Source organism: Streptomyces avermitilis MA-4680 = NBRC 14893 (assembly GCF_000009765.2).
Lineage (GTDB): Bacteria > Actinomycetota > Actinomycetes > Streptomycetales > Streptomycetaceae > Streptomyces > Streptomyces avermitilis.
In genome coordinates this window covers 7638562-7662127 of sequence record NC_003155.5, presented here as the reverse complement: position 1 = coordinate 7662127, position 23566 = coordinate 7638562, and the positions used below count along the sequence as shown (strand labels likewise).

Genomic DNA, 23566 nt, shown 5'->3' with positions numbered 1-23566 from the left:
GGAAGGGAACGATCGACCCCGTCCCGCTCGTCCTTCTGAGCGGGATGAACAAGACGATCAGGCGTGCCGCCGTCTTCACACTGCTGCTCGTGCTGGCCCTGCTGGTCAGGGCCACCTGGGTGCAGTTCTACGACGGCAAGGCACTCGCGGACAACAAGGACAACCGGCGGAACGCGATCGAGCTGTACGCGAACCCGCTCGGGAACATCATCGTGGCCGGCGACGCGATCACCGGTTCCGCACGGACGAAGGGCAGCGACCTCGCGTACAAGCGGACGTACACGGACGGCAGTCTGTACGCGGCCGTGACGGGCTACAGCTCGCAGGTGTTCGGGGCGACCCAGCTCGAAGGCATCTACCAGAACCTGCTCGACGGCACGGACAACCAGCTGAAGAACCCGCTCGACACGATCACCAACAAGCGCGCCGACCCGGGCGACGTGGTCACCACGATCGACCCGGACGTACAGAAGGCCGCATATCGGGCACTCGGTGACAACAAGGGTGCCGCCGTCGCGATCGATCCGAAGACCGGCAAGATCCTCGCGGCCGTCTCCACCCCGTCGTACGACCCCTCGACGTTCAGCGCCGGCAACTCCGCCGCGTGGAAGAAGCTGACCGAGGACGCCGACAAGCCGATGACGAACCGGGCACTGCGCCAGCCGCTGCCGCCGGGTTCGACCTTCAAGCTGGTCGTCGCGGCCGCCGCCCTGGAGGACGGGCTCTACTCGTCGGTGGACAAGGACACGGACAGTCCGAACCCGTACACGCTGCCGGGCACGACCCAGGTCCTGGCGAACGAGAACGCCTCGGCGCCCTGCGAGAACGCCTCGATCCGTGTCGCGCTCCAGTACTCGTGCAACAACGTCTTCGCGAAGATGGCCGTCGACCTGGGCCAGGACAAGGTCAGGGCGATGGCGGAGAAGTTCGGCTTCAACGACACGTCGCAGGACGTGCCGGTGCGGGCGTACCCGAGTGTCTATCCCTCGGACATGGACAAGGCGCAGACCGGTCTGTCGGGCATCGGCCAGTTCGATGTGACCGCGACCCCGCTCCAGATGGCCATGGTGTCCGCGGCGATAGCGAACGACGGCAAGCTGGTCTCACCGCACATGGTGTCGCAGACCAGCGACGCCGACGGCACGGTGCTGAAGGACTACGACGACAGCACGGAGACCAAGGAGATCGTCGGCTCGTCGACCGCCGAGCAGTTGCGGTCCGCGATGCAGACCGTCGTCGAGGAAGGCACCGGCACCAACGCGCGGATCCCCGGCGCGACCGTGGGCGGCAAGACGGGCACGGCCCAGCACGGCGAGAACAACAGCAAGACGCCGTACGCCTGGTTCACCTCGTACGCGAAGTCCGACTCCAGCAGCAAGGAGGTCGCCGTCGCGGTCATGGTGGAGCAGTCCGGCGCGGCCCGCTCCGAGGTCAGCGGCAACGGGCTGGCGGCGCCGGTCGCGAAGGCGATGATGCGGGCGGCACTGAAGAACTGACACCGCCGCGCACAGACGGAAGGGCCGCCCTCGCTCCCCTGGAGGGCGGCCCTTCGCACACCTCGGACTACTTCACGCCGAGGATCTGCTCGACCGGGTCGATCGCGAAGTACACCAGGAACAGCGCGGAGGTCGCCCACAGCAGCCAGTGGATCTCCTTCGCCTTGCCGAGCACCGCCTTGATCAGCACATAGGCGAGGAAGCCGGCGCCGATGCCGTTGGTGATGGAGTAGGTGAACGGCATCACGGCGATCGTCAGGAACGCGGGGATGGCGATCTCGTACCTGTCCCAGTCGATGTGCTTGACCTGGGTCATCATCAGGAAGCCGACCGCGACGAGGGCCGGGGCCGCCGCCTGCATCGGCACGATCGTCAGCAGCGGGGTCAGGAAGAGGGCGAACGCGAACAGCCCGCCCGTGACCAGGTTCGAGAAGCCGGTGCGTGAGCCCTCGCCGACGCCCGCCGCCGACTCGATGTACGAGGTCGCGGAGGAGGCGGAGGCGGCGCCGCCCGCGACCGCCGCCGCGCCGTCGATGAGCAGCACGCGGCCGAGATCCGGCACCTTGCCCTCCTCGTCGAGCAGGCCCGCCTCGGCGCTGATGCCGACGACCGTGCCCATGGTGTCGAAGAAGTCCGACAGGACGAGGGTGAAGACCAGCAGGACGACGGTGATCGCGCCGGTCTCGCCGAAGGCGCCGAACAGGCTGAAGTGGCCGAGCAGGCCGAAGTCCGGGGAGGCCACGACGTCGTCGGGGACCTTCGGTACGGTCAGTCCCCAGTTCTTGACGTCGGCGACGGAGTTGATGACGATCGCCACGATCGTCATCGTCACGATGCTGATCAGGATGGCGCCCCTGACCCTGCGCGCGAGCAGCCCGATGGTGAGCAGGACGCCGAGGCAGAAGACCAGGACCGGCCAGCCGGTCAGCGTGCCGGTGCCGCCCAGCTGCACCGGCACGGTGGTGCCCGCGACGTCCGGGACACGGCTGACGAAGCCGGCGTCGACGAAGCCGATGAACGCGATGAACAGGCCGATACCGACGCTGATGGCCTGCTTGAGCGGCTGCGGGATCGCGTGCATGACGGCCTCGCGCAGACCCGTCACCACCAGCACACAGATCAGCAGACCTTCGAGGACGACCAGGCCCATCGCGTCGTCCCAGCTCATCAGCGGGGCGATCTGGAAGGCGACGACCGCGTTGAGGCCGAGGCCCGCGGCGAGCGCGAGCGGGAGGTTGCCGCCGACGCCCATGACGACCGTCATCACCGCGGCCACCAGCGCGGTGGCGGTGGTGAGTTGGACGTGGTCGAGCTGGTGCCCGAACTTGTCCTTGGCGCTGCCCAGGATGATGGGGTTCAGGACAAGGATGTAGGCCATGGTGAAGAACGTGGCGAAGCCGCCGCGTATCTCCCGGCCGAAGGTGGAGCCCCGGGCCGAGATCTTGAAGAACCGGTCGATGCCGTTCCCCCCTGGGGGCACGGCACTTGGCAGGTCGGTCACCTGCTGCGTTTCGGACATGGCGAGACTCCTCGTACCCGGCGGTGCTGGTGTGCGGATGCTGGCTGGATTGTTCCCGCGTTGAACCGCTTTCAGGTTTTCCCCGTGTTACGGAATCGAGTTCGGCAGGCCATACGGCGTTCGAGACCCCGTACGAACGCTGGTACGCTTCCCGATCTCGCCCCGCGGGGACACCGTTTCTTCACGGGTGACACACGGGGGCCGTATACGCGGGCACCTGTACCGGTGCCTGGAGTCGCAGCGAGGAGAGGTCGCCCGTGGGCACGGTCGTCGACGACGCCGCCTCCGTGGAATTCCACGCCTTCTTCGAACGGCACTATGCCGAACTGGCGCGTCTGGCAGCCCTGTTGACAGGCGAACCGGACGCCGCCGACGATCTGGCGGCCGATGCGCTGCTCGCCCTGTGGCACCGCTGGGACCGGGTGCGCGCGGCGGACCACCCGGTGGCGTACGCGCGCGGCGTGGTCGCCAATCTCGCCCGCACCCGGATCCGCAGCGCGGTGCGCGAGCGCCGGCGGATCACGCTCTTCTGGTCGCAGCGCGAGGACAAGACCGAGAACCCCGATATACCGGGCACGGTCGATGTCCAGGAGGCGCTGCGCAGACTGCCGTTCCGCAAGCGCGCGTGTGTGGTTCTGCGGCATGCTTTCGACCTCTCGGAGAAGGACACGGCTCTCGCCCTCGGTGTTTCCGTGGGTACGGTGAAGAGCCAGACGTCGAAGGGCATGGCGGAGTTGAAGCGGCTTCTCGGCACCGACGAGGCCCCGATCCGGGTGCACGCGGGAGTGCTGCCCACGGGTGGAGCCGGAGGAAGGGACCGATGAGGAAGGGGCAGGACGTGCACGACGAGCTGCGCGCCGGGCTGCGTGAGGCGGCCGAGGCGCACGAGCCCGACCGCGCACGCATCCTGGCCCGGGTGGAGCGCGGGATGGCGGGAGCCGGCGAGCGGCGGCCCGCGCCGCGCGCGGCGCGCCCGCCCCTGCTCGGCTGGGCACGGGTCGTGGGTGCCACCGCCGCGGTCGCGGGTGTTCTCGCGGTGGGCGGCTACGCGGTCGCCTCGGCGGTGAAGGACGACACCCCGCCGCAGCAGACCGTCGCGGTCTCGCCGACCCCCGATCCGACGCCGGACGCGACGAGCCGGGCGCCTCTCGCCCCGGACCCCACCCACCGATCCGGTACGTCGAAGCCGTCCGGGAAGCCGAGTTCGCCGCCCTCGGGGACCCCGACGTCCGAGAGCTCCGCCGCCACCGACCGGCCGCCCGCCAAGGGCGACACGGACGGCCCTGTCTGGTCCGACGGCTCGGTCGACCCGCACAGCAACGACTTCTGGGCACAGAGCAATGTGACCCTGAAGACGAGCGAGCAACTCACGTCGCTCACCGTCCGGTTGAAGATCAGGCAGTCCGGCGGGGTCACCGACGCGGGTGCCTGGCGTTCGCTGCCCGAGGACGACTTCACGACGACGGTCGTCGAGAAGGGCGGCTTCCTCGTCTACACCTGGGTGCTCAAGCCGGACCACACGGTCTGGCCGGGCGAGTGGGTGTTCGCGGGCCAGTACGACCACGACCGCGGCGGCCGGGACGCGAAGGACGACAGCTACTCGGCGACGGCCACCGCCAAGGACGGCGGACGGTCCGCCGTGCGTGGTGACTTCGCGGCCCGGGTCACCGACGACGGCGACTCGTAGCGAACGTCCGTGAAGAAAGATCCGCGGACCCGGCAACCCTTTCCTCACCAGTGGCGACCAGAAGACGCAAGAACGTCCTGCCACACAAGGAATCGGTACATGACTGCACCATCTGAACAGCGCGTCCGCCACCGCCGCCGGGTCACCAAGCGGCGGGCGGTGATCGGTTCGGCCGCCGCCCTCGGCCTCACCGCGGGGGCGCTCGTCACGACGTCGCTGCTGTCCTCCGCGGGCGCCGCGACGTCCTGGCCCGAGGCCACGGGCAGCAAGGCCGTGTCGTCGACGATCGAGGTGTCGGGCACGTACGACGGCAAGCTGAAGAAGTTCTCCGGGAGCGGGGACCTCGGGACGGCCGACCAGTCCGAGGACCAGGGCCCGCTCTTCGAGCTCGAGGACGGTGCGGTCCTGAAGAACGTGATCATCGGTACCCCGGCCGCGGACGGCGTCCACTGCCTGGGCAGTTGCACGCTGCAGAACGTGTGGTGGCTGGACGTCGGCGAGGACGCGGCGAGCTTCAAGAGCAAGTCCTCGTCGGCGACGTACAAGGTGATCGGCGGCGGCGCGAAGTCGGCCTCCGACAAGGTGCTCCAGTTCAACGGGGCCGGCACGCTGACCGTGACCGGCTTCCAGGTGGAGAACTTCGGCAAGCTGGTGCGCTCCTGCGGCAACTGCAAGACGCAGTACAAGCGCACGGTCGTGCTCAGCGACATCGACGCGACCGCGCCGGGCAAGGCGCTCGTCGGCATCAACTCCAACTACGGGGACACGGCGACGCTGTCCAGGATCCGCATCCACGGCGACACCAAGAAGAAGATCAAGCCGTGCGTCCGCTTCAAGGGCAACAACACCGGCAAGGAGCCGACCGAGCTGGGCAGCGGCCCGGACGGCACCAGCTGCAAGTTCAAGACGTCCGACGTCAGCTACGAGTGACACCGACGGATTCGTACCGGGGAAACAACCACATGTTCGTTTTCGACGTCCCTTCCAGTGTGCGGAAGACGGACACCATGGATCTGCTGGCCTGAGCCCCCCTCGGCCAGTCAGAGGAACGCCCCCGCCGGTGACGACCGGCGGGGGCGTTCGCGCTCTTCGGCCGGGCTAGTTCATCGTGGAGCCGATCGTCGTGGAGCCGGTCGTGAGAAACGTCGTCGAGGGCAGCGAGCCGCTCGACGAGCGGGCCCCGTACGCCGTCGACGCGTCCGTGGACTTGAGGGACGGCGTGGAGACGCCGCTGTCCCAGTTGTTGCCCGCGGACACCGTGGACGAGCCGAGCTTGTCCAGGCCGCCCTTGTTGCTCACCGCGAGGTTCTTGGCGAGCCGCGCCTTGCCGGTGGCGAAGTAGAAGCCGACCTCGGTGTTGGCGTACGCGGTGTTGCGGTTGAGCAGGACGGCACCGGTGTTGGAGTTCTCGGTGAAGCCGTTCAGGGTGTTGTCCCAGGCCGCGTTGTTGTTCACGACGTGGGCGACGGTGACGCCTCCGCCGCCCAGCTTGAAGCCGTTGCCGTTGCCCTCGAAGGCCGAGTCGCTCCAGCGGTTCTTGCCGTTGCCGTAGGACCAGGAGTGCTCGATGGTGACGGGCGAGGAGAACTGCCAGAGGTCGAGGCCGTCGTCCGAGTTGTTGTACAGGCGCGCCCCGGTGACCTTGTTGCCGGTGCCGGAGCCGAACTTGATGGCGATGCCGTCGGCGTTCTGTCCGTGCCCGGCGGCATCGTAGTTGCCGTAACTGTCCAGGTTCTGCACGAGGTTGTTCGTCGTGCCGTCGCCGCGGAGGGTGAAGCCGGAGTCGCCGTTGTTCGCGGTGACGAGGTTCTTGAAGACGCCGCCGGCCGACGAGGTGACGACGAAGCCCTGGGCGGGCGAGTTCTGCCAGGTGATGTTCTGGACGGTCCAGTAGTCGCCGTAGACACCGGCGAGCCAGGAGCCGGCGGGGAGCTTGGAGCCGTCGATCTTCACCTTCTCACTGCCGTACGCCTGGAGGGTGATCCGCGCCGAACTGGTGCCGTCGGCCGTGGACTTGAGGGTGGCCGTCGGGTAGTAGGTGCCGGCGCGCACCTGGATGACGGTGCCTGCGGCGGCGTTCGCGACGGCCGACTGGAGCTGGGCGGTGGTGGAGACCGTGACCGTGGTGGAGGCGGCCTGCGCCGATCCGTTGTCCGACAGGCCGAGGCAGACGCCACCCGCCCCCGCGGCGACGGCCACCGCGGCGGCGATCGAGAGCGTGCGGGTTCTGCGGTGGCGTCCGGTGCTCTGGCGCACAGGGGTGGTTCCTTTCCGGGGGAGACAGGGGAAGCGAAACGGGCCGGAGGGGCCGCCCCGGCCCGCTTCTGACTCCTGGTCGCCGCCACTGCCGGAAAGGGTTGCCGTGGTCCGGACGAAAGCGATCGAAATTTTCGCTCCGGGGCGCCCCACGCACACCGATTGACGCACCGTCCCCCACTGGTGACACTCCGAGGACAGCTCATCCAACAGAATCCACCAGACCCCCACAGGATGTTTCATGCGCCGCACCGCCCGCACACTCCTGGTGCCTCTCCTCGCTCTGCTGCTGGGCCTGCTCGCCGCGCCGCCCAGCCCCGCCGCACAGTCCGGAGCACCCCACGTGAACGCCGCCAAGTACGCCGGCTATCTCTTCGCCTACTTCACCGGGGAGGGCACCGCCGACGGCGAGCAGATCCGCTACGCCCTCAGCCGCGGCAACGACCCGTTGCACTGGCGGGAGTTGAACGCGGGAAAGCCCGTCCTCACCTCGGACCTGGGCGAGAAGGGGCTGCGCGACCCGTTCGTGATCCGCTCCCCCAAGGGTGACAAGTTCTTCCTGATCGCGACCGACCTGAAGATGTACCGGAACAGCAGCGGCAGCTGGGACCAGGTCCAGCGGCACGGCAGCAGGTCCATCATGATCTGGGAGTCCACCGATCTGGTCCACTGGACCGACCAGCGGCTGGTGCGGGTCGCCCCCGGCAACGCGGGCAACACCTGGGCGCCGGAGGCCTATTGGGACGACACGCTGGGCGCGTACGTCGTCTTCTGGGCGTCGAAGCTCTACGCGGACGACGACCCCGACCACACGGGCTCGACGTACAACAAGATGCTGTACGCGACCACGAAGGACTTCCGCACCTTCAGCGAGCCGAAGGTCTGGGACGACCCGGGCTACTCGGTGATCGACTCGACCGTCATCAAGCACAAGGGCAGTTACTACCGCTACACCAAGGACGAGCGCGACCCGAGCTCGTCCAGCCCCTGTTCGAAGTTCATCACCGGCGAGAAGTCGACGTCGCTCACGGACCCGACGTACGACTTCGTCTCCGACTGCATCGGCAGCGGTTCGATCGACCGGGGTGAGGGCCCCACGGTCTTCAAGTCCAACACCGAGAACAAGTGGTACCTGTTCATCGACGAGTACGGCGGCCGCGGTTACGTCCCCTTCGAGACGACCGACCTCGACTCGGGCGAGTGGACCATGTCGACGGACTACCAGCTGCCCGCGAGCCCGCGGCACGGGACGGTCATGCCCGTGACGCGGGCCGAGTACGACCGGCTCCTGGCCGCGTACCCGGTGAGCGGCACCTCGGTGGTGGACGCGACGGCGAAGGGGCAGAAGGGGTACGCGGTCGTCTCCGAGGACACCGCGAAGGTCGTGCTGCCGATGAAGCCGGACGCGGACCTGCGGAGACTGGCCCCGGCCCTGGCCGTCGGCGCGGGCGCGACCCTGAGCCCGCGCTCCGGTACGCGGCGCGATTTCCGCAGGCCGCAGACGTACACGGTGACGGCGGCGGACGGCACGAGGCGCACCTGGACCGTCGAGGCGGTACCGACCCGCAGCCCGGTCCTGCCCGGGCTGTACGCGGACCCCGACATCCAGTACCTGGACGGCCGTTACTGGATCTACCCGACCACGGACGGCTTCCCCGGCTGGAGCGGCACACGGTTCAAGGCGTTCTCGTCGAAGGACCTGGTCCACTGGAAGGACCACGGCGTGATCCTCGACCTGGGGCCTGATGTGACGTGGGCGGACAAGAACGCCTGGGCCCCGGCGATCGCCGAGCGCGACGGGAAGTACTACTTCTACTTCTGCGCGGAGCAGCAGATCGGCGTGGCGGTGGCCGACTCCCCGGCGGGCCCCTTCAAGGACGCACTGGGCAAGCCCCTGGTCGCCAAGGGGAAGTTGGCGGGCCAGATGATCGACCCGGCGGTGTTCACGGACGACGACGGCACGTCGTATCTCTACTGGGGCAACGGACACGGGTACGTCGTGCCGCTGAACGACGACATGGTGTCGTACGACGCGACGAAGGTGAAGGACATCACCCAGCCGGACTTCCGCGAGGGATCCTTCGTGGTCGAGCGGCAGGGGACGTACTACTTCATGTGGTCCGAGGACGACACCGGCAGCGAGAACTACCACGTCTCCTACGCGACCGGACCGTCCCCGCTCGGCCCGTGGACCAAGCGGGGCACGATCCTGTCCAAGCGCCCCGAGTACGGCATCAAGGGGACCGGTCACCACTCGGTGGTGAACGTGCCCGGCACGGACGACTGGTACATCGTCTACCACCGGTTCGCCCTGAGCGGTCCCGGGAAGGCGGGCGGGGACGGCACGCACCGGGAGACGACCATCGACCGGATGACCTTCGCGGCCGACGGAACGATCGAGCCGGTGACACCGACGCTGGAGTCGGTCAGGCCCGTGCGCGCAAACTAGCGGCCGGTCACGGCCCGGGGCAGGAGCGGAGCGAGCGACTCCTGCGCCGGGCCGGTGCGTTCATGCCGAAAACCGGTCCATTAGAACATGTGTCCCATCGAAGGTGATCATGAGAGCCCAGGTACGACAAGACCGCCGCTTCCTGCGAAGCGGCGGTCGGCCTGGCGTCGTTCCTGTGAGCAGGACCGGTCCGGAGACGGACCTCAGCTCACGAAGTACGTCGGGTTCGGGAGCTTGTACGTCTTGTCGGCGTAGCCGCCCTCGAGGTCCGAGTACTGGTCGCCGAAGTTGGCGACGATGTCGTACCCGAGGGACTCGATGTGCTTGCGGGTGCCGGACTTGTACTGCACGGTCGTGCAGTTCCAGGCGGCGGCGGTGGCGCAGGCGCTCAGGTACGCCGGCGGGTTGGCCGCGTCCTTGAGGAACATGTGGTCGGCGTCGAGGTTGATGTCGGCGCCGACCTTCTTCAGGTTCGCGACCGCGGAGACGCGCTGCGACTCCTTCAGGCCCGAGTTGTAGAAGACCTCGACGCCCTTGGACTTGGCGTACGCGACGAGTTCGGGGGTGCCGAAGACGGCCGGGCGGTCGGCCTTGGCCACGTAGTCGGCCCACGTGGTCGAGTTGTACGTGTAGTTGGTCTTCTTCTCGTAGTCGAGGGAGAGCAGCAGCGTGTCGTCGATGTCGAAGACGACCGCGGGCTTGTCTCCGTGGCGCTTCGCCTTGTGCGCCGCCTTGTCGATGTAGCGCTTGGCGCCCGACTCCAGGCGCGCCAGGTCCTTGGCGTACTGGCTGTCCTTGGACGCCTGGTACACGCCGTTGCTGTCGAGCGTGGCGCCGTAGTAGGTGTCGATGTCCTTGACCAGGAGCCCGATGTTGTAGGGCTCATGGGTCGAGTTCGCCGTCGACTGGCCGGCGGTGGCGACGCCGGTGCCGTACAGGGCGGCACCGGCGACGGCACAAGCGGCGCCGATGGCAGCCGCTCTGAGGGACTTCCGCATGGGTTCTCCGGATCTGGGAGGGTTGGTAACCAGGTCATTCCGCACCAGGTCAGAGACTGTCTACGCGCATCACGCACGCGGCGCGAGAGGCTTTATCCGATCGATATCTCACGCACAGGAAGCACCTCCTGGGACGCATTGCCCGCGACTGACGCCGTCTTGACCTTCTCTTGAACCGGTTCTCCTAGGGTCGGAACGCACATGCGAACGATGCGTCAGGCGGGTTGCACCGCAGGGGCGATGACCTCGGCGACGGCATGGTCCTGCACGAAGGGAACGGAAAATTGACTGAGGGACTCCACCTCGCCGCGGGATCGAACGGCCCCTCGCCGGTCGTCCTCGCCGTCTTCCTGTCGGGCGGCCTGGTCGCCTTCTGGTGCGGGGTGAGTTGGGCGTTCGACGTGCGCGGGATCACCACCCGGCGCGCCGAGCGGATTCGCCGTAGGAATGAGGAGAGCTGGGCGGCGATGGGTCGCCTGGGCGGGTCGCCCACTGTTTTCGCGACTCCCGGCTATCTCCGGTTCCTGGGCGCGCTGATGGCGTTCGCGGGTGTGATCCTGTGCGTGGTGGCGTACGCCCTGTGGCACTTGGGCTGAGCGTCCGTCGGCGTGCGGGAAGCGGCCGGCCGTGCCGCTTCCCGCACGGAGCGGTTGCTGACGACCAGTTCACCTAGTTCACCTAGTTCACCTAGTTCATCGTCGCCCCGATCGTCGTGCTCCCCGTCGTCAGGAACGTCGTCGTCGGCAGCGCGCCGTTCGACTGGCGGGAGTTGTACGTCGTCGTCGCGTCCGTGGAGATGAAGGACGGCGTGGCGATGCCCGAGTCCCAGTTGTTGCCGGAGGACGTGACCGAGGAGCCCTTGGAGACCGCCGCGGACCCGTTGCTCACCGCCAGGTTCTTGCCGAGCTTCGCGGAGCTGGTGGCGAAGTAGTAGCCGTACTTGCCGTTGGCGTAGGCGGTGGTGCGGTTGATGACGATCGCGCCGGTGTTGGAGTTCTCGGTGAAGCCGCTGCCGGCGTCGTCCCAGGCGGCGGAGTTGTTGACGACATGCGCGACGACCTCGCCGTCGCCGCCCAGCTTGTAGCCGTTGCCGTCGCCCGCGAAGGCCGAGTCGCCCCAGCGGTTCTTGCCGTTGCCGAAGGACCAGGTGTGCTCGATGGTGACGGTCGAGGAGAAGGACCAGAAGTCGATGCCGTCGTCCGAGTTGTTGTACAGGCGGGCGCCGGTGATCAGGTTGCCGGTGCCGGAGCCGAACTTCACGGCCACGCCGTCCGCGTTCTCGCCATGGGTGGCGGCGTCGTAGTGGCCGTACGAGTCGATGTTCCTGACCGTGTTGTTGACGGTGCCGTCGCCGGTGAGGGTGAAGCCGGAGTCGCCGCCGTTGATGGTCTTGATGTTGTTCCAGTTCGTGCCGGTGCAGGACTGGCAGACGACGGCGCTGTCCGGGGAGTTCTGGAAGGTGATGTTGGAGACGTTCCAGTAGTCGGCGGTCAGCTTGAAGATCCAGTCGCCGGCGGGCAGCGACGACCCGTCGATCTTCACCGTCTCCGAGCCGTACGCCTGGAGGGTGACCGGGCTCGACGAGGTGCCGTTGGCGGTCGACTGGAGGGTCGCCGTCGGGTAGTACGTGCCGCCGCGCACCTGGATGACGGTACCGGCGGTGGCGTTCTTGATGGCGCTGGTGAGATCAGCCGTGGTGCTGACGACGACGGTCGCCGCCTGGGCCTGGGTGGGGAGGACGGCGAGTCCGGCGCCGAGCGCCAGGGTGGCGCCCAGGGCGAGAGCGGTTCGACGAGACATGGAGTGCGGTCCTTTCGTCGATGCGGGTTGGTGGAGCTACAGCGGTGGTCGGTGCGGGGACATCACGGGCGCCAGTCGCCGAGATACGCCGCACGCGTGTGCGACGCGGCTTCCGCGTCCGTGAGCTGGGGACGGTTCTCCGGCGCGGTGATCTCCGCGCCGGGGCCCGTGTTGCGGTACTCGCGAAAGCGCATGGACTGCCAGGGGTAGGCCTCGCGCATGTCGGTGTACGGCGCCACCGCGTCGATGCCGGGGCCCAGCTCCGTCTCCCGTACGACCAGGGACGGCCAGGCCGTCGTCTCGTACGTGGGCACCCACGGCCGCGCGATCTTGTACGCCCCGTCCTCGGCGCCGGAGGTGACCCGGCTGCGTACCGCCAGGAAGCCGTGCGGATTCGCGCGGGCCGTGGACGGTGCGAAGACCATCCCCTCGGGCTTGAAGGCGACGTCCCGGTCGAGGGTGTGGAAGTGGCAGCGCTCGAAGACGGCGGTGGCCCGCCCGAAGACGAAGTCGACGTCGCCCTCGATGTAGCAGTCGCGGTAGTGGTGGCGGTCGAAGGCGGTGAGCGCGGTGGTGTCCGCGAACAGGGTGTCCTGGTGCGCCAGCAGCCGCACGCGCGAGAAGGACGAACGGTCTCCCGTGACGTACGCCGCCACCGCCTGCGTCCCCGTGATCTCCGGGTGGTCCGCGCGCAGCCAGTCGTTGGCGAGCGTCAGCCCGTGGACGGTCAGCCCGGGCGCCGCCGAGGTGAAGGTGGCCGAGCCCGCGGTGCCGTAGGTGGTCCCGTCGGGCTTCACCGTCCCGTTGGCGTTGTCGTGGACGATGACGGTGTCGCGCGGGTCGCGTGTGGCACCCCTCAGCGTCAGGCCGGCTTTGTCGGCGGGGATCGTGACGACTTCGCGGTACGTGCCCGGGTGCACGACGATCGTCCGGCCGGGCCCGGTCACCGCGTCGACCGCGGCCTGGACGGAGTCGCCGGGGCGGACGTGCAGCGTCCGGCACGAGGAAGCCGGGGCGGGCGTCGAACCGAGGGCCGTCAGCGCACCGGCCGCCCCGGCCGCACTGGCGAGGAACGCACGTCGGCGCATCTCAACACCCCCTCCATGGCGTCCAGTCACCCAGATACGCCTCGCGGGTCGCCGACCCGGCTTCCCCGCGGGTGAGCTGGGGCCGGTTCCCGGGGACCGTGACCTCGGCGCCCGGACCGGAGTTCCGGTACTCGGCGAAGCGCTGGCTCTGCCACGGATAGCTGTCCGACATGTTGGTGTAGGGCGCGACCGCGTCGATCCCGGCGGCGAGGCGGGTGTCACGGACCGTCAGCATCGGCCGGGCGGTGGGGTCCGAGCTGGGCACCCAGGGGCGGGCGAGCTTGTAGTACGCGTCCGGGGCCCCGCTCGTGACACGGCCGCGGGTGACCAGGTAGCCGCGCGGGTCGGCGGCGGCGGTGGACGGCGCGAACACGAAGCCGTACGGGGCCCCGGCCAGGTCCGTGCGGTTCAGGGTGTGGAAGTGGCAGCGCTCGTACACGGCCGTCGCCCGGCCGAAGACGAAGTCCACATCACCCTCGACGTAGCAGTCGCGGTAGTACTGGCGGGCGAACGTGCCGAGCGCGATCGAGTCGGCGTACAGCGTGTCCTGGTGGCCGAGGAACCGGCACCCCAGGAAGGCCGACCGGTCGCCCTGGACCTTGATCGCGACGGCCTGGGTGCCGGTGATCTCGGGGTGGTCGGCGCGCAGGAAGTCGTTGGCGAAGGTGATCGAGCGGGCGGTGAAGCCGTCGGCCTGCACGGTGGTGGTGGCCGAGCCGGTCGTGCCGTAGGTGCCGCCGCCGGGCCTGGGCGTGCCGGCCGCGTTGTCGTACACGACGACGACGTCACGCGGGTCTCCGGAGGCGCCGATCCAGGTCATCTCCGTACGGGCGACGCCGACGGCGACCGTCTCGCGGTAGATGCCGGGCGCGAGGACGAGCGTGCGGCCGCTGCCTCCCCCAGTGCTGAACGCCTGGGAGGTACCCCCAGCCGCGGTCACCGCGGCCTGGACGGTGGTGTGGTCGCCGAGCCCGCCGGGATGGACGTACAGGGTCTGCTCGGTGAGGCGGGCGGCGGGCGAACCGTAGCGTCCGAAAGGCGCCCTCGTGGTCGCATGGGCGGGGGCCGCGAGTACCGGAGCCAGCGCGGCTCCGGTGCACGCGGCGACGAACGCCCGTCTGCTGAGCGGGAGTCCGGCCATGGTCAGCAGACCTTGCCGGCGCCCGCGCGGTGATCCACGATCCCCGGCACCGCCCTCGGCGGGTCGACCTTCGTGCGCAGGGTCGGCGTCCATCCGGCGCCGGACTGAAGGGTCTCCGCGGGGATCTCCGCGTTGTGCACGGCGATCAGGTCCGTCGGCGCCCCGTTGACGTAGTTGTCGGCGGCGGTGACCGGCGCCTCCTTCCACTTCTTCAGGACCGTCGCCGCGCTGATCCCCTCGGGCAGCGTGAACGCGTTGTGCTCGGCGACGAGTTGTGACTCCATGCCGATGCCGAAGCTGTAGGAGTAGGCGGAGCCGGCCACGAAGTGGTTGTTGTACGAGTCGACCTGCCCGAAGCGGACGCGGGGCGCGCGCTCGACGAGGCCCGAGAACAGGTTGTGGTGGAAGGTGACCCTCAGGTGCCCGCGGTCGACCGCCGCGGTGGACGCGCTGTCGCTGTTGCCGATCAGGATCGTCTTGTCGTGGTCGGTGAAGACGTTCCAGGAGGCGGTCACGTGGTCCGCGCCCTTGACGATGTCCAGCTCGCCGTCGTGCTGCTGGTAGATCCGCCCGAAGTAGGTGGGCAGCGAGCTGTCGGGGTGCTCCCCGTCGGTGAACGTGTTGTGGTCCAGCCAGATGTGCGTGGCCCCGTAGACCACCGCGCTGTCGTACTCGGAGTTCCAGTTGCCGACGGAGGTGTCGGTCGGGTCCCACTGCGGGAAGCAGTCGAGGGGGCTCTCGAAGGCGACGTTGCGGATGATCACGTTGTCGACGGCCGTGATCTGGAGGCTGGCTCCCTCGAAGCCGGCGTTCTTGCCGAGGCCGACGATCGTGGTGTTGGCGGGGACGCTCGCCTTGATGGCCTTGGCCTGGGTGTCGGCGGAGACGCGCCGCAGACCCTCGGGGCTGTCGTCCGGCTCGGCGTCCAGGTTGGCGCCGTAACCCCAGTTCTCCGGCGAATACTTCCGCAGATAGGCGTCGAAGTCGTAGCCGGCGGCGGCGAAGGAGTCGCAGCCCTCGGCGTTGGCGTCGATCGTGCCCTTCACCTTGATGATCTTCGGCGCGGTGCCGCCGTCCTTCAGCGCGGCCTTGAACCCGGCCCAGGTGGTGACGGTGTAGACGTGCGCGGCGTCGGCGGCCGCGCCCCCGGTGGTGCCGGTGCCGTCGGAGGCCCAGCCGTCACCGGCGGCGAGGGTCTGGCGGCCCAGGTCACGGGGCTGCGCCTGGGCCTGGGCGGTGGCCGTGGCGGTGGTACCGGTGACGGCGAGGGCCAGGGCGGTGCAGCCGACCAGCACCGTCGTGGTGACGTGCCCATGCCATGTCTGTGCGTTCATTGTGCGGCTCGCATTCTTCGGAAGAGGCTGCGGGAGAGGCTGTGGGAAAGGCTGTGGGAGCGATTCGGGAGGGGTTACGCGGTGGCCTGTGGCCAGGTGATCCAGGACTCGGGGACTTCCGCGTCGAGCCGGCGCACGTCCCGGGGCGCCAGCACCCGGCGGTGCAGCAGCCCGGCCGCGACGAGCCGGGCCACGGCGATCGCGCCCGGCGGGTCGAAGTGCGTGTTGTCCTGCTCGGTCGCGGTCCAGTTGAAGTACTTCTTCGTCTCCTCGACGCCGAGCTTCTGCCACAGGGCGATCGACAGGGCCTGGATGTCGAGCAGCGCCACGAGCTCGTCCTCGGCGAGGGCGCGCATCGCCGCCGGGTAGTCGCCGTGGGTCGGCACGGCGTTGCCGTCCGCGTCGAACTTTCTGCGCTCGACCGGGGTGGCGAGCACCGGCCGCGCACCCCGGGCCCGCGCCCCGTCCACGTACTGACGGAGACAGTCCTGGTAGGTCGTCCAGGGCTCGGTGTAGCGCGTCGGGTCGGCGCTCTTCTCGTCGTTGTGACCGAACTGGATGAGGAGGAAGTCGCCGGGTGCGATCACTTCAAGGATCGCGTCGAGACGCCCCTCGTCGATGAAACTCTTCGAACTGCGCCCGTTCACCGCGTGGTTGGAGACCGTCAGGTCCTCCCGGAGAAAGAACGGAAGCGCCATGCCCCACCCGGTCTCGGGAGCGGCGTCGGCGTACTTCTGGGCGGCGGTGGAGTCACCGGCGATGTAGAGGGTGCGTGCCCGACGGTTCGTATGGGCGGACGCGGGCCCCGTCGCGACGACGGCGACGGGTAAGGCGGCGAGGGCCACCGAGGCGACTTGTCTGCGGGTGAGCGACACAGGGATGTGCCTTTCAGCAGGGGTGAGGTGACGCGCCCCGAAGGGGCGCGGGGCTGTGACAATGCGCGGCTCCGCCGCGTGGGCGCGACCAGCCACGACCGGCCCGAGGTCGCACATCGAACCGAACGACCCCGAACCGACCGCACCCGGCCCGACCAACGGAGTTAGTGGTTCGCCTTCCAGTCCGCCTGCGCCTTGTTCAGCTGATCGGCCAACGTGTCCAGGAACTCCTTCGCCGACATCTTCCCGAGCAGCAGCTTCTGGAAGTTCGGCTCGTTGTCGGCCTTGGAGATCGTGTTCCAGTCCGGCAGGTAGTACGGCAGCTGCACGATCTTGGTGTCGGCGCCGTTGAGCGCCTCCGCGGCCAGCTTGGTGGGCTCGGCCTGCTGGACCCAGGTGTCCTTGGCGGCCTCGGTGTTCGCCGGGACCTGGCCCGCGGACTCGTTGAACTTGGAGTTCTCCGCGGAGGAGACGGCGAACTCGATGAACTTCCAGGCGGCCGCCTTGTTCTTGCTGGACTTGAACACGCTCATCCCGTCGACCGGGTTGGAGATCTGCACGCGTGTGCCGTCGTCCCGCGTCGGGTTGGGGATGCCCTTGAACTTGCCCGCGCCCAGTGCCTTCAGGTGGTCCTGGTAGGAACCGAGGTTGTGGCTCAGCATGCCGATGGTGCCGCTGTCCCACTGGGCGACCATCTTGGTGAAGTCGTTGTTGACGTCCGCGGACGGGGTGTCCTTCTTGTACAGGGCGATGTACTTCTCGAGGGCGGCGACGTTCTTCGGGTCGTTGACGGTGGTCTTCTCGCCGTTCCAGAACTCGGTGATGCCGGTCTGCCCGTACACCGCGTCCAGGGCCGGCGCGATGGACCCTTCGCCGCCCCGGATGGTGAAGCCGAACTTGTTCTTGCCCTTGTCGGTGAGCTTGTCGGCGGCCTCGTAGAACGTCGACCAGGTGGTCGGCGCGTCCAGGCCCGCGCTCTTGAACAGGTCGGTGCGGTACCACAGCGTGCCGTTGTTGGCGGAGGTCGGCACCTGGTACAGCGTGTCCCCGCCGCCCGCGGCCCGGCTGCTGTCGAGCAGGTTCTGGCTCAGCTCGCCGTTCAGCGAGCTCTTCTTGAGCCGGCTGTCCAGCGGCTCCAGTGCCCCCTGGACCGCGACCTCGGCGAGCATCGCGGTCCCCACACCGCCGACATCGGGCAGGCCACCGCCCTGGATGGCGGTGTCGTACTTGGACTGGGCGCTCGCGGCGGGTATCCCGACGTAGTTGACCTTGATGTCCGGGTACTTCTTCTCGAAGTCGGCGATGATCTGCTTCCAGATGTCGGTGCGGACACCGCCGTTGTTGTCCCAGAAGGTGATCTCGCCCTTGCCGGAGCCCTCGGTGCCCTTGTCGCCCGCGGCGCCGCTGCCGTCGTCGCCGCAGGCGGTGGCGGTGAGCGCGAGCACGGAGCCCAGGGCGACGGCCGTGGCGGCGCGCCTGCTTCTGTGGATGCTGATCTTCATTGGCCGGCTCTCTTCTTCTGGATCCAACGGGGTTGCGGGGTCTTGCGGCAAGCGCTTGCTACGGAGGTGCGACATTGCGGCTCCCAACAGGCGAACGGTGGGGCGACTTCAGGCCGAGGTGGAGGCGGGGGCAGAGAGGGAGGCGGAGCCGGCGGCGGTGCCGCGGAACCGGGTGAACGTGGCCGCGCCGGCGTGGCCCGCGCCGACGGGCGCGAGCGCGACGAGCCCGATCAGGGCGCCGACCCAGCGCCAGGGGGTGGCGGCGAAGACCGGGCCGGAGGGCCGACGGCCGTCCCCGGTGTCGTACGAGAAGCGGCAGCGCGCTCCCCTGCCGATCTCGATCCACAGCCGGGCCCGCCCGCCGGGCGCGAGCCGCGCGTGCGCGGCGTCCCGCTCCTTCCCCCACTGCCCCGAAGGTGTGGGGGGTGCCCCCATGGCGACGGATTCGTCGAACCGGTGCACCAGCTGGACCGAGCCGTCCCTGCCGCGTTGGAGCCCGATCCAGCTGAACGCGTCGCCCAGCACCGCCAGTCCGGCCCGGGCCCCGGGTTCCTCGCTGTCCAGCCGCAGCTCCACCTCGACGGTGGCGGGCGCGCCGGGCAGCCGCTGGGTGAGCACGTTCGGGAGCTTGCGCAGGTCGTGCGCGTCGGCGGTGCGCACGCAGGTCAGTCGCAGCCCGTCGCCGGAGAGCTGGGTGGCCCAGCCGTCATGGGGGTCACCCCTGCTCGAGCGCAGCCGAGAGCTGGGGAGAGGGTTGGCGGTCCACTGCCACTGACGCCCGAACCGGCCGCCGGGGAAGTCGTCGTCGGTGGCGGGCGCGGAGGGCGGCTGCCGCGGCAGGTCCGGCTTCCTGTGTACGGCCACGGGGACGCCCTCATTCCCGATCACCGGCCAGCCGTCCGAGCCCCGGCGCATCAGCTGGAGGTGGACGACCCGCCCGTACGCGCCCCGCGCCTGGAAGTGCGCGAACCAGTCCTCGCCGGCCGGGGTGCGCACCCAGCCGCCCTGGTGCGGTCCGTCGACGTCGGTGTCGCCCTGCTCCAGCACGATCCGCTCCTCGTACGGCCCGAAGAAGCCGGGCGAGCGGAAGGCGCCCTGCCAGCCGGTCTGCACTCCCCCGGCGGGCGCGGAGATCCAGAGCCAGCCGTAGTGGTGGCGCAGGGAGGGCGCCCACACTCCGCAGTCGTGACGCGGGGTCCGGAACTCGTGCGCCGGTTCGAGGCGCGGGAGCGCATGGCCGACGAGCCTCCAGTTGACGAGGTCGCGGGAGTGCGGCAGGGGCAGGCCCGGGGCCCGGCCGAAGCTGGAGGCGGTGAGGTAGAAGTCGTCACCGACGCGGAGAAGGTCGGGGTCGGACCAGTCGGCGTTCAGGACGGGGGTGCGGTAGGTGCCGTCGCCCAGGTCGGAGGTGAGGATCACGGGCTCACCGCCGTCCGGGCGAGGGCGGCGGCCTCGCCCCGGCCCAGGCTGCCGTCGGCGACGACCGTGACGATGCGGCGTACGACGGTCTCCCCGGCCGCGACGGGCAGCCGTTCCTCGTGCGCCAGGGACGAGCCCACGCCCGGGTACTCGGCGGCGCGCACGAACCACGGATCCCGGCGGGTCCGCTCGGTCGCCCCGGCGAAGACCAGCGTCCAGGTGGCGCCGGCCAGGGCGAGCCAGTCGGCGCGGGTGCCGTGGATCTCTTCCTCGCCCTCGGCAGCGGCGGTGAAGACGCGGGGCGCGCCGGCCTCCTTGCGGGCCCGCCAGAAGAAGCCGCCGTAGGCCGCGCCGGGGCGCCCGTTGGTGGCGGGGCTGCCGATCGAGAGCGGGCCGGGGGTGATGTTGGTGAGCGAGAAGGTGAAGTCCAGGGCCCAGGCGGAGTCGGTGAGCGCGGTGGCGGCGACGGTACGGCGCTCCCGCAGCAGTTCGTTGCCCGCGGCCACCCAGCGCAACTCCTCGACGAACCCGTCGGGGTCGCGCAGCTGGAAGCCGGCGTGGCGCTGGGCGCCGTGGTTGTCCAGCTCGGTGGGGCCCTGGTCGCGGACGAAGGTGCGGCCGCCCCAGAAGTTGAACCCCTCGACGTCGGGAACGGCGACACCGACGCCGAGGTGGTGTGTGTGGTCGGCGGGGCCGCGTTCGGTGACAGCCGTGCCGGCCAGGGTGGTGACCGGGTGCAGATAGGGGCGCGGGGACATCCGGCCGGGCAGTTCGGGCCGCGTGATGTAGCGGCCGACGGGGCGGCCCGCGATCCGCAGGACCGGACAGTCGCCGCTGTTCGTCCTGTTCGTCAAAGGGGTCATCGGCTGCTCACCTCGTTCGGAAGGGCCCAGGAGGCGCCCAGTTCGGAGTAGAGGGCGAGGGTGTCGGCGGCGGCGGCGACCAGCCCGTCGACGCCGCGGACGACCCGGCGGTTCTCACCGGGAATCAGCTCCCAGGCATCGCCCGGCAGCGCGACGGGATCGGGTGCCTGCCGGATCGCCTCGACGACCTTCATGAAGGCGCCCGTCGACTCGGGCGTGACCAGCAGCTCGGCCCCGTGCGTCAGATGCCCGACGAGGTTCTCCAGCAGGTCGGTGCGGTCGTACTCGATCTCCTGCGGGCCGTGTCCCGAGCGCTGCACCAGCACCCGGTCCTGCTTGTACCAGAAGGTGATCCGGCCGCGGTCGCCGTGCACCAGGACGTACGGCTCGTCGGGCTCCTCGGCGCACAGGGTGGCGGCGACGGTGATCCGGCCGCCGGACTTCGTCGTCACCCGCACACAGGAGGTGTCGTCGGACTCGATGTCGTTGGCCCGCAGCAGCTCGGTCTCGATGTCGGTGACGTCCTCGGCGCGGGTGGAGCCGTCGAGCGCGAGGGCGGTGGCGACGGCGTGCGCGAGCGGATTGGTGAGGACGCCGTCGATCACGTCGACGCCGTTCAGCCGGCGCTTGCCCGCCCAGGGCGCACGCCGGTAGTACGCCTCGTCGCGGGCCCAGGCCCCGGCCGCCCCGATGCCGGCCACCGTGCCGAGCGCGCCCTCGGCGATCAGCTTCCGGATGCCGGGCACGGCGCCCGAGCCCAGCGACTGGAAGCCGATCTGGCAGACGACTCCGGCCGCGGCGACCCCGTCGGCCATCCGCCGGAACTCGGCGAACGAGGGGGCGGGCGGCTTCTCCAGGAGGAGATGCACACCCCGCTCCGCGGCTGTCAGCGCCAGGTCGGTGTGGGTGGGGATCGGGGTGCAGATCACGGCGATCGCGGCGCCGGTGGCGTCGAGGAGAGAGCCGAAGTCGGCGGACTGCTCGGGCACGCCGAGCCCGTCCAGCTCCTCCTCGGCCAGCGGGGTCAGCTCGCAGATGCCCGCGAGCCGGACGAGCCCCCGGTCCTGGAGCCGGCGGATGTTGTCCAGATGCCAGCGGCCGTGGCCACGGGCGCCCGCGAGAACGATCGGCACAGGAGCGGTCTCAGGAGCAGTCACGGAAGCGGTCACGGAAGCAGTCATGGAAGCGGCCCCAGGAGCAGTGTCGTCGGGGTCGGCCGGAGTGCTGAGCAGCGCGCCCACCGGGTCGGCCACGGAGGTCGGTCGCGGAATCCGCCTCACCCCTTCACCGCCCCCGCGCTGAAGCCGGTGATCAGCCACTTCTGGATGAACGCGAAGACGACGACCACGGGTACGGCGGCGATGATGCCGCCCGCGGCGAGCGCGCCGAGGTCGACGCTGTCCGCGCTCATCAGGGTGTTGAGGCCGACGGGGATGGTCTGCTTGTCCTGGTTGCTGAGGAACATCAGGGCGAACAGGAAGTGGTTCCAGGCGTGCACGAAGGCGAAGGAGCCGACGGCTATCAGTCCGGGCCGCAGCAGCGGGAGGACGACGATCCGGAAGGCCGTGAACCGGTTGCAGCCGTCGACCCAGGCGGCCTCTTCCAGGGAGTACGGCACATTCCTGATGAAGCCGCTGATCAGGATCATCGACAGCGGCAGCTGGAAGACGGTCTCGGCGATGACGACGCTGCCGAGCGAGTTGATCATCTGGAGCTTGGCGAAGATCTGGAAGAGGGGGACGAGCAGCAGCGCGCCGGGCACGAACTGGGAACAGAGCAGGGCCAGCAGGAAACCCCGCTTGACCCTGAAGTCGAAGCGGGCGAGGGCGTAGCCGCCGGCGAGCGCGATGACGGTGGTCATGACGAGCGTGGCGACGCCGATGAGGACGCTGTTCTGGAAGTACGTGCCGAAGCTGCGCTCGGTCCACACCTTCTCGAAGTGCTCGAAGGTCATCGGCCACGGCACGAGCGACGTGGAGCCGGCCGGGCGCAGGGCGAAGAGCAGGATCCAGTAGAAGGGGATCAGGGTGAAGAGCAGGTAGCTGCCGAGGGGGAGGTAGATCTGCCAGCGAGGGGCCTCGTCCCAGGCGCGCCGGGTCTTCCGCGGCCACTGCTGCGGCGCCGCGGGCTCGGGCGCGGGCACCACCGGGGCGCTGATCTCGGCGTCCTTGGTGATCACTTGTCTCCACCTCCGAACTTGCTCAGCCGCAGATAGACGATCGAGAAGAAGAGCAGGATCGTGAACGCGACCGTGGTCAGGGCGGACGCGTAACCGAAGTTGTGCGCGTCGACACTGGTGTTGGCGATGTAGAGCGGCAGCGTGGTCGTCTCGCCCGCGGGGCCACCGCCGGTGAGCGTGTAGAGCAGATCGACGTTGTTGAACTCCCAGACCGCGCGCAGCAGCGTGGACAGGACGATCGCGTCCTTCAGGTGCGGCAGCGTGATGTGGAAGAACTGGCGCAGCCGGCCGGCGCCGTCGACCTCGGCGGCCTCGTACAGGTCCTTCGAGACGGACTGGAGGTCGGCGAGGATGAGGATCGCGAAGAAGGGGACGCCCCGCCACAGGTCGGCGATCACCGCCGCCGGGAAGACGGTCGAGGTGTCCGACAGCCAGCTGGTGCCGTACTCACCGACACCCATGTCGGCGAGGTAACGGGTGATGCCGGTCTGGGAGTTGTAGAGCAGCACCCAGATCGCGGAGGTCAGCACACCGGAGACGGCCCACGGCGAGAAGACGAGCGCGCGGCCCAGCGCCCGGCCCACGAAGGTCTGGTTGACGATGAGCGCCAGCGCCAGGCCGAACAGCAGTTGCAGTCCGACCTCCACGACGACCCACTTGGCGCTGAAGGTCAGCGTGTCCCAGAACTGGGTGTCCTTGGTGAAGATCTGGACGAAGTTGTCGAAGCCCGCGTAGCCGTTGCGCCACGGCTTGGTCGGGTTGAAGTTCCGCAGGCTGTAGTAGAAGACGCTGAGCACCGGGTAGGCGATGAAGCCCAGCATCAGCAGGCCCGCCGGCGCGATCAGCAGATACGGCAAATACGGCAGTGTGCGGGGCGTCGCCGAGCCACGGCGCCGCCGGGGTGGCGCGGGCTGTTTCGCCACGGCTGCGGCTTGGGCCATGACTGGTCTCCGTTCTTGT

Annotated in this window: 20 protein-coding genes; 6 read left to right on the top strand and 14 right to left on the bottom strand. The window is 69.3% G+C overall.

Features of this window, described 5'->3' with window-relative positions:
• Positions 1–44: 44 nt before the first annotated feature.
• The gene (locus SAVERM_RS32845; RefSeq protein WP_010987787.1) at positions 45–1496 is read left to right on the top strand and encodes a peptidoglycan D,D-transpeptidase FtsI family protein; all 1452 of its coding nucleotides are present in this window, start codon (positions 45–47) and stop codon (positions 1494–1496) included.
• Positions 1497–1563: 67 nt separating this feature from the next.
• Here SAVERM_RS32845 and SAVERM_RS32840 read toward each other — a convergent pair whose 3' ends face one another.
• Complete coding sequence (locus SAVERM_RS32840) at positions 1564–3015, bottom strand: NCS2 family permease (RefSeq protein ID WP_010987786.1); 1452 nt, start codon at positions 3013–3015, stop codon at positions 1564–1566.
• Between the two features lie 257 nt (positions 3016–3272).
• Here SAVERM_RS32840 and SAVERM_RS32835 point away from each other — a divergent pair, with 257 nt between their 5' ends.
• From SAVERM_RS32835 to SAVERM_RS32825, 3 genes are all read left to right on the top strand, one after another.
• The gene (locus SAVERM_RS32835; protein WP_010987785.1) at positions 3273–3839 is read left to right on the top strand and encodes a SigE family RNA polymerase sigma factor; all 567 of its coding nucleotides are present in this window, start codon (positions 3273–3275) and stop codon (positions 3837–3839) included.
• Positions 3836–4702: a hypothetical protein gene (locus tag SAVERM_RS32830; protein WP_010987784.1), complete on the top strand. Its 867-nt coding sequence runs from the start codon at positions 3836–3838 to the stop codon at positions 4700–4702. The genes SAVERM_RS32835 and SAVERM_RS32830 overlap by 4 nt, the downstream gene beginning before the upstream one ends.
• Positions 4703–4801: 99 nt before the next feature.
• A complete protein-coding gene (locus SAVERM_RS32825) occupies positions 4802–5632 on the top strand; it encodes a pectate lyase (RefSeq protein ID WP_010987783.1) in 831 nt (276 codons plus the stop codon).
• A gap of 168 nt (positions 5633–5800) precedes the next feature.
• Here the strand turns inward: SAVERM_RS32825 and SAVERM_RS32820 are convergent, their stop codons facing one another.
• Entirely contained in the window at positions 5801–6958 is a 1158-nt protein-coding gene (locus SAVERM_RS32820) for a right-handed parallel beta-helix repeat-containing protein (RefSeq protein WP_010987782.1), read from the bottom strand.
• Positions 6959–7199: 241 nt separating this feature from the next.
• On the opposite strand from SAVERM_RS32820, the gene SAVERM_RS32815 reads away from it, so the two are divergent.
• Positions 7200–9407 (top strand): glycoside hydrolase family 43 protein, encoded by a 2208-nt coding sequence (locus SAVERM_RS32815; protein ID WP_010987781.1) that lies wholly within the window; start codon positions 7200–7202, stop codon positions 9405–9407.
• Positions 9408–9610: 203 nt separating this feature from the next.
• Here SAVERM_RS32815 and SAVERM_RS32810 read toward each other — a convergent pair whose 3' ends face one another.
• Positions 9611–10405 carry an HAD family acid phosphatase gene (locus SAVERM_RS32810; RefSeq protein WP_010987780.1) on the bottom strand — a complete coding sequence of 265 codons (795 nt, stop codon included), beginning with the start codon at positions 10403–10405 and terminating at the stop codon, positions 9611–9613.
• 284 nt (positions 10406–10689) lie between these two features.
• Between SAVERM_RS32810 and SAVERM_RS32805 the strand changes: the two genes are divergently transcribed.
• Positions 10690–11001: a hypothetical protein gene (locus SAVERM_RS32805; RefSeq protein ID WP_107083256.1), complete on the top strand. Its 312-nt coding sequence runs from the start codon at positions 10690–10692 to the stop codon at positions 10999–11001.
• A gap of 91 nt (positions 11002–11092) precedes the next feature.
• Here SAVERM_RS32805 and SAVERM_RS32800 read toward each other — a convergent pair whose 3' ends face one another.
• The 11 genes from SAVERM_RS32800 to SAVERM_RS32750 all read right to left on the bottom strand — a co-directional run bounded on the left by SAVERM_RS32800 (position 11093) and on the right by SAVERM_RS32750 (position 23547).
• On the bottom strand, positions 11093–12205 hold the full coding sequence (locus SAVERM_RS32800) for a right-handed parallel beta-helix repeat-containing protein (protein WP_010987778.1): 1113 nt from the start codon (positions 12203–12205) through the stop codon (positions 11093–11095).
• Positions 12206–12267: 62 nt separating this feature from the next.
• Positions 12268–13293 (bottom strand): pectinesterase family protein, encoded by a 1026-nt coding sequence (locus tag SAVERM_RS32795; RefSeq protein WP_037646860.1) that lies wholly within the window; start codon positions 13291–13293, stop codon positions 12268–12270.
• A 1-nt stretch (position 13294) separates the two neighbouring features.
• Entirely contained in the window at positions 13295–14434 is a 1140-nt protein-coding gene (locus SAVERM_RS32790) for a pectinesterase family protein (protein ID WP_010987776.1), read from the bottom strand.
• A 2-nt stretch (positions 14435–14436) separates the two neighbouring features.
• On the bottom strand, positions 14437–15768 hold the full coding sequence (locus SAVERM_RS32785; RefSeq protein ID WP_010987775.1) for a pectate lyase family protein: 1332 nt from the start codon (positions 15766–15768) through the stop codon (positions 14437–14439).
• 74 nt (positions 15769–15842) lie between these two features.
• On the bottom strand, positions 15843–16643 hold the full coding sequence (locus SAVERM_RS32780) for a rhamnogalacturonan acetylesterase (RefSeq protein ID WP_010987774.1): 801 nt from the start codon (positions 16641–16643) through the stop codon (positions 15843–15845).
• Positions 16644–16807: 164 nt separating this feature from the next.
• Positions 16808–18145: an ABC transporter substrate-binding protein gene (locus tag SAVERM_RS32775; RefSeq protein WP_010987773.1), complete on the bottom strand. Its 1338-nt coding sequence runs from the start codon at positions 18143–18145 to the stop codon at positions 16808–16810.
• Positions 18146–18253: 108 nt separating this feature from the next.
• A complete protein-coding gene (locus SAVERM_RS32770) occupies positions 18254–19546 on the bottom strand; it encodes a family 43 glycosylhydrolase (protein ID WP_107083257.1) in 1293 nt (430 codons plus the stop codon).
• Positions 19547–19560: 14 nt separating this feature from the next.
• Positions 19561–20427: a DUF6807 domain-containing protein gene (locus SAVERM_RS32765; RefSeq protein ID WP_010987771.1), complete on the bottom strand. Its 867-nt coding sequence runs from the start codon at positions 20425–20427 to the stop codon at positions 19561–19563.
• Positions 20424–21608, bottom strand: coding sequence for a Gfo/Idh/MocA family protein (locus SAVERM_RS32760; protein ID WP_010987770.1), 1185 nt, complete (start codon positions 21606–21608; stop codon positions 20424–20426). Before SAVERM_RS32760 ends, SAVERM_RS32765 begins: the two co-directional genes overlap by 4 nt.
• Positions 21609–21703: 95 nt before the next feature.
• Positions 21704–22606, bottom strand: coding sequence for a carbohydrate ABC transporter permease (locus SAVERM_RS32755; protein WP_010987769.1), 903 nt, complete (start codon positions 22604–22606; stop codon positions 21704–21706).
• A complete protein-coding gene (locus tag SAVERM_RS32750; protein ID WP_010987768.1) occupies positions 22603–23547 on the bottom strand; it encodes a carbohydrate ABC transporter permease in 945 nt (314 codons plus the stop codon). The genes SAVERM_RS32755 and SAVERM_RS32750 overlap by 4 nt, the downstream gene beginning before the upstream one ends.
• Between the last annotated feature and the right edge of the window lie 19 nt (positions 23548–23566).

Coding starts and splice junctions, on each gene's coding strand:
- SAVERM_RS32845 (WP_010987787.1), top strand. CDS start 45: ATGAACAAGACGATCAGGCGTGCCGCCGTCTTCACACTGCTGCTCGTG.
- SAVERM_RS32840 (WP_010987786.1), bottom strand. CDS start 3,015: ATGTCCGAAACGCAGCAGGTGACCGACCTGCCAAGTGCCGTGCCCCCA.
- SAVERM_RS32830 (WP_010987784.1), top strand. CDS start 3,836: ATGAGGAAGGGGCAGGACGTGCACGACGAGCTGCGCGCCGGGCTGCGT.
- SAVERM_RS32825 (WP_010987783.1), top strand. CDS start 4,802: ATGACTGCACCATCTGAACAGCGCGTCCGCCACCGCCGCCGGGTCACC.
- SAVERM_RS32815 (WP_010987781.1), top strand. CDS start 7,200: ATGCGCCGCACCGCCCGCACACTCCTGGTGCCTCTCCTCGCTCTGCTG.
- SAVERM_RS32810 (WP_010987780.1), bottom strand. CDS start 10,405: ATGCGGAAGTCCCTCAGAGCGGCTGCCATCGGCGCCGCTTGTGCCGTC.
- SAVERM_RS32800 (WP_010987778.1), bottom strand. CDS start 12,205: ATGTCTCGTCGAACCGCTCTCGCCCTGGGCGCCACCCTGGCGCTCGGC.
- SAVERM_RS32795 (WP_037646860.1), bottom strand. CDS start 13,293: ATGCGCCGACGTGCGTTCCTCGCCAGTGCGGCCGGGGCGGCCGGTGCG.
- SAVERM_RS32790 (WP_010987776.1), bottom strand. CDS start 14,434: ATGGCCGGACTCCCGCTCAGCAGACGGGCGTTCGTCGCCGCGTGCACC.
- SAVERM_RS32785 (WP_010987775.1), bottom strand. CDS start 15,768: ATGAACGCACAGACATGGCATGGGCACGTCACCACGACGGTGCTGGTC.
- SAVERM_RS32775 (WP_010987773.1), bottom strand. CDS start 18,145: ATGAAGATCAGCATCCACAGAAGCAGGCGCGCCGCCACGGCCGTCGCC.
- SAVERM_RS32765 (WP_010987771.1), bottom strand. CDS start 20,427: ATGACCCCTTTGACGAACAGGACGAACAGCGGCGACTGTCCGGTCCTG.
- SAVERM_RS32760 (WP_010987770.1), bottom strand. CDS start 21,608: ATGACTGCTTCCGTGACCGCTTCCGTGACTGCTCCTGAGACCGCTCCT.
- SAVERM_RS32750 (WP_010987768.1), bottom strand. CDS start 23,547: ATGGCCCAAGCCGCAGCCGTGGCGAAACAGCCCGCGCCACCCCGGCGG.